Source organism: Prosthecobacter sp., from assembly GCF_044222565.1.
GTDB lineage: Bacteria > Verrucomicrobiota > Verrucomicrobiia > Verrucomicrobiales > Verrucomicrobiaceae > Prosthecobacter.
Genome location: NZ_JBGANA010000003.1, coordinates 551,818 through 557,948 on the forward strand (window position 1 = coordinate 551,818; position 6,131 = coordinate 557,948).

A 6,131-nucleotide genomic window follows, 5' to 3' on the forward strand; every position below is an offset into this window, starting at 1 on the left:
GTTTGTGCTTCTTTGCGGCATGGGAGTCTGTCAGCATGGGGCTGCTTTGTGTTTTTCATGATCATGGCGCAGACGAGAACATTTAACGGAGCTCCGTTTTTGACGACGAGGTGGACGAGGGTGTGCCTGGCGAAGGATGAGTCGGAGGATGGGAGGAGGGCGCTGTCGGAGTTGTGTCAGGCGTATTATGAGCCGGTGATGGCGTATCTGCGGAGCATGCTGAGGGATGCGGAGGCGGCGGGGGAGATGGGGCATGCGTTTTTTGCGAAGATGCTGGCCGGCGGGACGATTCATACGGCGAACCCGGAGCGGGGGAGGTTTCGCTTTTATCTGCTGGGTGCGGTGAAGCACTTTGTGGCGCATCAGCGGGAGGCGGGGACGAGGCTGCGGCGTGGTGGATGTGTGACGCAGCTGTCGCTGAATGTAGGGACAGAGACTGGGGAGTCGCCGGGGCTGCATGTGGCGGAGGATGAGCGGCTGTCTCCTGATGCAGTGTTTGACCGGCAGTGGGCGATCACGGTGCTGGCGCGGGCTATGGAGGTGCTGCGGGTGGAGTGCGCGGGGACGGAGGACGAGGAGGCGCGGTTTGAGCGGATGCGGCCGTGGCTGCTGGGAGAGGCGGGCTACGGGGACCAGGCTGCAGTGGCGGCGGAGCTGGGGCTGAGCGCGGGGGCGATGAAGATCGCGGTGCACCGGATGCGGCAGAGGTTTCGGCAATGTGTGAAGGAGGAGATCGCGGGGACGCTGAAGGATGAATCGGCGGTGGAGGATGAAATGCGCTCGCTGCTGGCGGCGCTGGGTGGTTGAATCAAAAAATGGTAACCGTGTCTGCGTGGCACGGCATGGCTTGATATGAACCCCATCCTTTCAGACGCCCCTTCTTCTGCTGAGTCGAGCCACTGCCCACGCTGTGGCGCGGTGCTGCCGGCGGATGCGATCGGCGGACTGTGCCCGAGGTGCCTGATGGTGGGAGCGATGCAGCCGACGCAAGCGGGGGATGTGGATGGTGGCGAGGTGGAGAGAGCAAAAGCAAGGACGCTGACGCCGAAGGAACTTGGGCCGCATTTTCCGCAGTTGGAAATTCTGGAGTGTCTGGGGCGTGGCGGGATGGGGGTGGTGTACAAGGCGCGGCAGAAGTCGCTGAACCGGATGGTGGCGCTGAAGCTGCTGGCACCGGAGCGCGCTGGGGACCCGCAGTTTGCGGCGCGGTTTGAGAAGGAGGCGCATTCGCTCGCGGCGCTGAACCATCCGCACATCGTGGGTGTGTATGATTTTGGCCAGGCGGGCGGGTTTTACTTTCTGCTGATGGAGTACATCGACGGGGTGAATCTTCGGCAGCTGCTGCGAACAAAACGGCTGACGCCGAATGAGGCGCTGAGCATCGTGCCGCCGATCTGCGAGGCGCTGCAGTGCGCGCATGATCACGGCATTGTGCACCGGGACATCAAGCCGGAGAACCTCTTAATTGATAAGGCAGGGGTGGTGAAAATTGCGGATTTTGGGATCGCGAAGATGGTGGCGGCGACGGCAGGTGGGGAGGCTGCTGCGGGCGTGGAAGAGGTGCGCCCAGGAGCCGAGCAGCAGCGAGGCAGACTGGCGCAGGCAGCCCGAAGGGTGAGCGAGAGCGAATCAATGTCCGTATCACTGGCGTTTGGGACGCCGGCGTATGCGGCGCCGGAGCAGCGGGAGGCGGGGGCGAAGGCGGATCATCGTGCGGACATTTATTCGCTGGGGGTGGTGCTGTATGAGATGCTGACGGGAGAGCGGCCGAAGGAAAAGCTGGAGGCACCTTCGAAGCGGGTGCAGGTGGATGTGAGGATCGATGAGATCGTACTGCGGGCGCTGGAGGCGAGTCCGGAGCTGAGATATCAGACAGTGGCAGAGATGCGCACGGAGGTGGAAGCGGCGAGCGAGATCGCGGGTGGCGGTGCTGCGGAGGAGGCGCTTACGTTTGAAACTGCTGCTGCCGCGGAGACGCAGCGGGTGGAGAATGTGCCTGCGGTGGGAGAAGAAGGGAGCAAGCGGGGCTGGCTGGAGCAAAGATATGCACCACTGACGTTCTCGCCGCTGGTGCGGGAGATCAGGGCGCATATGACGGCGGAGGAGGTGCGTGAGATGAGCTGGGTGGGAGGAGTGTTTGGCGTCTGGAATGCGGTGACGTGGTTCGCGCCGGTGTTCATCCTTTTCATCTTTCCGGCACCTTTTAATCACTGGCTGCTGGCGGTGGCGGTGTGGGGAGTGGGCATCGCATGCTATCCGTTTTGGTATCGGCTGAACTGGAAGCTGGCCTGCGGGACGCAATGGGCGCGGGAGAGGGGCCTGACGGTTGAGCTTCTAATGGCGGATGCCAGGAACAGGAAGGGCGTGAAGGGCAAGGGGCGCTTCTCGCGGCTGGCGGTGACCGGGGCGGCGTGGGTGACGCTTTTCTTCGGGGTCGTTCCTGCTTTTTTGTGGCATGAAATGACATCGCATGAATTTGAGAGACACGGGCTCTTTGCCTCGGGGCTGATGGCGCTGGAGTTTTTTGTGTTTATCTTACCGGGGTTCATCGCACCAATTGGGGCGACGATTGTGGGCTGGTTAGCGGTGACAAGGATCCGGCACTCGGCGGGGAAAATCTACGGGCTGGGGCTGGCTGTGTTTGACGCGCTTTTTTTCCCGCTGCTGGCGCTGGACGGGCTGATGGTGGCGGTGGAGGTGAGCGGGCGGCAGCACGTCATGGGGCCGGGGCTGACGCCGGAGGTGATGCTGGCGGAGCTGCGGTTCTCTGGCTGGCAAGGGCTGCTGGTGCTGGCGCTGATGGTGCTGGTGGACTGGCTGATTGTACGCGCGGTATGGCGTGCGGTGAATCGCGGAGCCAAGGGCGGGGATGGGGAAGCGGGGCACGCGGTGCCAAGGGTGGCGGCGCGGGAGTGGCTGGCGATCATGGACCGTGGCGAGTATGCACAAAGCTGGGCGGCGGGTTCGGCGTGGTTTCAGCGCGAGATCACGGAGTCGGCATGGGTGAAGACGGGGCAGGAGGTGCGGTGGCCGCTGGGGGCGTGCGTGGCGCGCGAACGGCGGCGTGAGAGGATGACCGAATGCCGGACCCGCTATGAGGTGTGGTTTGACTCGGCCTTTGAGGCGCTGCCGGAGGCGACGGAGCATGTGCTGCTGATGCGGGAGGGGAATGGCGAGTGGAAGATCACGGGGTATTTGATTCTGCCCAAACGTGGCGCTTCATTTCTAGGAGGAGCAGCTGCGGCGTTGATGGTGGGCGCGATGGTGGTGCTTCTGGGGCTGCTGACGCTCAGGAGGGGAACTGAGGACGAACGTGACGGGCGGTGGCATGCCCAACGGGTGAGCGCGGTGACGGCGCCGGTGCCGAATCCGATGGCAGCGATCCGGTTCACGGCGATCACTCGTGTGGGCTCTGTGGTGGTGTTTGACGGGGTGTCCGAGCCGGGCTTTCAATCGCATGAGATCACGGCGTCATTTCTGGGCATGCCAAAGCCCTCGATGGGTTCCGCGCCGCCTGAGGACGTGCTCCATGATCTGGGGCTGATGCTGCCAAGCGAAGATCCGGGCGAGCCAACCAGAGTGCTGCGCGGCGAGGCAACTCAGCGGGGACCTGGCATTTTTCGATTTGGATTTCAGCTGCCGGATGAAAATCTGGCGGAGATGGCGCTTACGCAGGTGCGGGAGCTCTACGAGGGACGGACGGTCGTGATCGGCCCGAAGGAAACTGTGCGGCTGCTATTTTTACTGCGGCGCTTTCCAGGAAGGAAGATGAGTGGCGTGGAGGATTGGGAGCAATTGCAGGGCGCTCTGTTGTTTCAGCCGAGGTGATGGGCCGGTGTTTTCAAATGGCGGGCCACTGCACACCCTCGGACCACCGGGGGCTGCTTTTGCCACTGACATGACAGTCTTTTGAGAAATGGGCTGTTTGTTTACGCCGCCTCCGCGAGCGCTGCTGGCTCTGCAATCTCCTTGAACTCCAACTCCTGCTCGATGCGGAGGTTTTCCACAATGTAGCTCTGACGTTCGGGGGTGTTTTTGCCCATGAAGAAGGAGAGCATCTCCTTCACGCTGCGATGGTCTGAAGGGAGTGCATTGCCATCCGCGTCGGTTTCGTGGTCGCGGATTTTCACGGGCTCCAGGCGCATGTGTGGGCCGATGAAGTGCTTGAACTCATCCGGGCTGATTTCTCCGAGTCCTTTGAACCGGGTGATCTCGGCGGTCTTGCCACAGCGGTGGATGGCGCGCTGGCGCTCTTCATCGCTGTAGCAGTAGTAGGTCTCCTTCTTGTTGCGCACGCGGAAAAGAGGGGTCTGCAAAATATAGAGGTGGCCCTTGCGCACCAATTCGGGGAAGAACTGCAGGAAGTAGGTGATCATCAGCAGACGGATATGCATGCCGTCCACGTCGGCATCGGTGGCGAGTACGACGCGGTTGAAGCGAAGTTCTTCGAGGTCTTCCTCGATCTGCAAAGCATTGGCGAGGAGGTAGAACTCTTCGTTTTCATACACGATCTTGCGGGTGAGGCCGAAGCAGTTCAGCGGCTTGCCGCGCAGACTGAAGACAGCCTGCGTCTCCACATCGCGGCTCTTGGTGATGCTGCCGGAGGCGCTGTCACCTTCGGTGATGAAGAGGGTGCTTTCGTCGCGGCGCTTGTCCTTGGTGTCGAAGTGCACGCGGCAGTCGCGCAGTTTCTTGTTGTTGACCTTGGCCTTGCGGGCGTTTTCACGGGCGGCCTTTTGAATGCCGCTGATCTCTTTGCGCTCTTTCTCGTTGGAGTTGATCTTGTCCTGCAGTGACTTGGCGATGTCGGCGTGCTTGTGCAGGAAGTTGTCGAGCTGCGTGGTGATGACGCTGGTGATGTGACCGCGCAGATTGCGCCCGTTGGTCTCCATGTGGGTGGAGCCGAGCTTGGTCTTGGTCTGCGATTCAAAGATCGGCTCCTGCACCTTCACACTGACGGCGGCGATGAGGCTCCCGCGCACGTCGGCGGGATCGAACTGCTTTTTGAAAAACTCGCGGCACTCTTGCACGATGGCCTCGCGGAAGGCCGCCAGGTGTGTGCCGCCCTGCGTGGTGTGCTGGCCGTTGACGAAGCTGTAGTACTCCTCCCCGTAGCCGGTGCCATGGGTGAAGGCGACTTCCACGTCCTTGCCTTCGAGGTGGATGATGGGGTATTGCGGCTCTTCGGTGAGCTTGGCGCGGATCAGGTCCATCAGACCGTCCTTGGATTTGAATTTCTCTTCTCCAGCCGGCGTGCGCAGCAGGAGCGTGAGTCCGGGATTCAGCCAGGCGTAGAAGCGCAGCATCTCGCGAACGAAGTCGAGGCGGAAATGCGTGTCCTCCGCGAAGCTCTCCGCATCGGCACGGAAGGCGATGCGGGTGCCGTTTGGCTCGGTGCAGGGCTTGGGCTTGCCCATGTCATAAACCACAATCCCCTGGCTGAACTCAATTGAGCGCGTCTGATTTTCGCGGATCGCCTGGATCTCAAAGAATTCGGAGAGGGCATTCACCGCCTTGATACCCACGCCGTTCAGACCCACGGAGCGTTTGAAGACCTCGCTGTCGTATTTCGCACCGGTATTGATCTGCGCGGCGCATTCAAGCAGCTTGCCCAGCGGAATGCCGCGGCCGTAGTCACGCACGGTGACGGTTTGATCTTCGGCAATGGTGATCTCAATGGAGTTGCCATAGCCCATGACGTGTTCGTCGATGCAGTTGTCCAGCACCTCCTTGAGCAGCACGTAGATGCCATCCTCCGGAAGGGAGCCGTCCCCCAGCTTGCCAATGTACATCCCTGGACGCAGGCGGATATGCTCGCGCCAGTCGAGGGATTTGATGGAGTCTTCAGTGTAGTTGTGAGCGGGGGCAGGAGTGGCCATGGAATGATCTGAGATGGCAGAAAGGGCGGGGGGTGTCAAGAGGGTGTACTGGTCATACGAGCAGCGAGGGAGCTAAGCGCCGTCAAAACGTCAAGTGCCGAGGCTTGACCTCCGTATTGCCTCATCAATAAATCACACCGGAGGGTGGCGTTAGGTCAGGGATCGTTGCCTTATAACGGATGACACCGGAAATAAGGTTAAACTACGCCTCATAATGCACGACGTTTTGGTGCTGTCGCTCCCGAAGTGAAG

Annotated in this window: 3 protein-coding genes; 2 read left to right on the plus strand and 1 reads right to left on the minus strand. The window is 61.3% G+C overall.

Features of this window, described 5'->3' with window-relative positions:
- The first annotated feature begins 63 nt into the window (after positions 1-63).
- Positions 64-807: an RNA polymerase sigma factor gene (locus ACILSR_RS06695; RefSeq protein ID WP_395748958.1), complete on the plus strand. Its 744-nt coding sequence runs from the start codon at positions 64-66 to the stop codon at positions 805-807.
- Between the two features lie 45 nt (positions 808-852).
- Positions 853-3,828 (plus strand): protein kinase domain-containing protein, encoded by a 2,976-nt coding sequence (locus tag ACILSR_RS06700; protein ID WP_395748959.1) that lies wholly within the window; start codon positions 853-855, stop codon positions 3,826-3,828.
- A gap of 101 nt (positions 3,829-3,929) precedes the next feature.
- Here ACILSR_RS06700 and ACILSR_RS06705 read toward each other — a convergent pair whose 3' ends face one another.
- Positions 3,930-5,879, minus strand: coding sequence for a DNA topoisomerase IV subunit B (locus ACILSR_RS06705; protein WP_395748960.1), 1,950 nt, complete (start codon positions 5,877-5,879; stop codon positions 3,930-3,932).
- Between the last annotated feature and the right edge of the window lie 252 nt (positions 5,880-6,131).